Origin of the sequence: Bacillus cereus group sp. MYBK95-2, assembly GCF_051915225.1 — a bacterium.
GTDB lineage: Bacteria > Bacillota > Bacilli > Bacillales > Bacillaceae_G > Bacillus_A > Bacillus_A cereus.
In genome coordinates, this window is record NZ_JBQAEH010000032.1 from 1 (window position 1) to 2597 (window position 2597).

Below are 2597 nucleotides of genomic sequence, written 5' to 3' on the forward strand. Positions count from 1 at the left end.
TTGTGCGACACGTTTCCCTATAAGTGTATAAACACGAAATGGGAGGGTTATCAATTTTGATGACAACAACGGATTGACCGAAAGTAGGAATGAAAGCCGTCAAGTTGCGCTGAAACTACTTATCTGATACTCCTACATGCAAGGCGTGATAGTAGTTACAAATTGTATGAAGCTAGGTCAAGTCGGCTGAACAAAGCCTAAGTGAGTAATCATATGGTAATGGATAGGTCGGGATGCTACAAAACATCTATGGTGAGAATGTCTAAATGGACTGGCGAACTTGCGAATGTACGGGTCTAAACGCTTAATACATTAGAAATGTGTATGTCGTCAATGACGGCGTTATCTACCGAAAAGTAAGAGTAAATAATATGAAATTCGGAATATCTAACTATGAGGATGTAAAGATAACAGGCTTAAAGCAAGCACCTAAGGATATATGTACAGCTAGGTCAATCGGAACGTGGTAAGCAAGAAGCTGTCATAAACGTCTACTAGCGGACAGATGCATATAAGGTTCTAACGAACCGAAATTGCTTCATTCTTGTGAAGGTGGGGACACAGTACCGATGAAGCATGTAACGAATGTGGAGGGATAGTCCCTAGTCTTGTTCTTTGAAAACTAAATTAACTAGATGTAACTCACAGGATCGAGTAAGATGATGAGATTTTTCGTAAGAAAGGGGAAATAATACATCGGTGAGTACAACGTTACGGCATGCAGAATATTACGATATGCAAAAAGTGTTTGATGATTTATATCAACGTAGTGAAAACAATGCTACTAAAGGTGTAAATCTGTATAAACACATCATATCAAAAGAAAATATTCTATTGGCATATAGAAACATAAAGGCTAACACTGGTTCTAAAACTGAGGGAACAGATGGTATTACAATCAACCATTATAAAATGAAAGATGTAGATTCTTTTGTTAATAATATAAGAAAAACTCTTGTAGACTACAAACCTAATACGGTACGTAGGGTAGAAATACCTAAACCAAATGGAAAGAAACGTCCATTAGGAATACCTACTATGAGAGATAGATTGATACAGCAAATGTTCAAACAGGTTCTAGAGCCAATATGCGAAGCAAAATTCTACAAGCATTCATATGGATTTAGACCCAATAGGTCAACGCATCATGCGATGGCTAGGTGTCAATTCTTGATGAACCGCGGGGGATATAGTCACGTAGTTGACATTGATATACAGGGTTTCTTTGATAACGTAAACCATTCCAAATTATTAAAACAACTATATAACATAGGCATAACTGATAGAAGAGTACTGACAATCATTTCTAAAATGTTAAAAGCACCAATCAAAGGAATAGGCATTCCTACAAAAGGAACTCCGCAAGGAGGGATTCTAAGCCCATTACTAAGTAATGTTGTATTGAATGACTTAGATTGGTGGATAGCTAGTCAGTGGGATAACATCAAAACAAGGAAAACATATACACTCTCAAACAAAAATTATCATCTATCAAAAACAAAATTAAAGAGAATGTATATAGTTAGGTATGCAGATGATTTCAAAATATTTACAAACAATCACAAATCTGCAACTAAAATATTCCATGCAGTGGAAGGTTATCTTAAAAATCAATTAAACCTTAATATATCTAATGAAAAATCGACTATAACTAACCTAAAAAGAAAATCTTCCGATTTTCTGGGGTTCTCTATCAAATCTGTTAAAAAGCGCGAAAGATATGTGGCAAACACACATGTAAGCGAGAAAAAGAAAAAGGATATCCTTGAAAAAGCAAAGACAAGGATTAAAGCAATTCAAAAGAATCCATCAGGGAAAACAATACAGGACTATAACTCTTACGTGCTTGGCATAAAAAATTATTACAAAATTGCAACACATGTAACTATAGACTTTGCTGAAATAGCCTTTCGTCTCTCGAAAACCTTGTTTAATCGTCTAAAATCAATAGGAAAATATAAGATTCCTTCCAATGCGAATGCATTATACAAAAGAACTCACAGGAATAATTATAGAACCTTTGAAATAGCAGGTAATCATGTATATCCACTAGCGGACATACAAACACGATTCCCTCAAAGCTTCAGTCAAGACATATGTAACTACACTATAAAAGGAAGACAAAAACTCATCAAAAGCCTAAAAGGTAACATTGCCAATGAAATGCAGAAGATATTGCTATCATTCCATAAAGGGCAGAGTGTAGAATACGCGGATAATAGAATATCTCGATATTCGATGCAAAATGGAAAATGTGCTGTTACAGGAATCTTTTTGCTAGCGGATGAAGCACACTGTCATCACAAAATACCGAAAGGTATGGGAGGAACTGATGAGTTTAATAACCTAATCATAGTACATGAATTTGTCCACAGACTGATTCACGCTACAAATGAAGAGACGATTAAAACATATATGAGAATTCTTCAATTGAATGATAAACAATTGAAGAAAATAAACAAACTCCGTAAAGCTTGTAATCTAGTTACTTTAGTATAAAAGAATAAGATGGGACGCTGTATGCGATGAAAGTCGCACGTACAGTGTTAAGCGGGGGAAAAGATGGAGATAACTTCAAAGTCTTACCTATCGCAACT

1 protein-coding gene is annotated in these 2597 nt (G+C 35.3%); it reads left to right on the forward strand.

Features of this window, described 5'->3' with window-relative positions:
* The first annotated feature begins 699 nt into the window (after window positions 1–699).
* Window positions 700–2499, forward strand: coding sequence for a group II intron reverse transcriptase/maturase (ltrA, locus tag ACTFN4_RS30355; RefSeq protein WP_439963341.1), 1800 nt, complete (start codon window positions 700–702; stop codon window positions 2497–2499).
* Window positions 2500–2597: the final 98 nt, after the last annotated feature.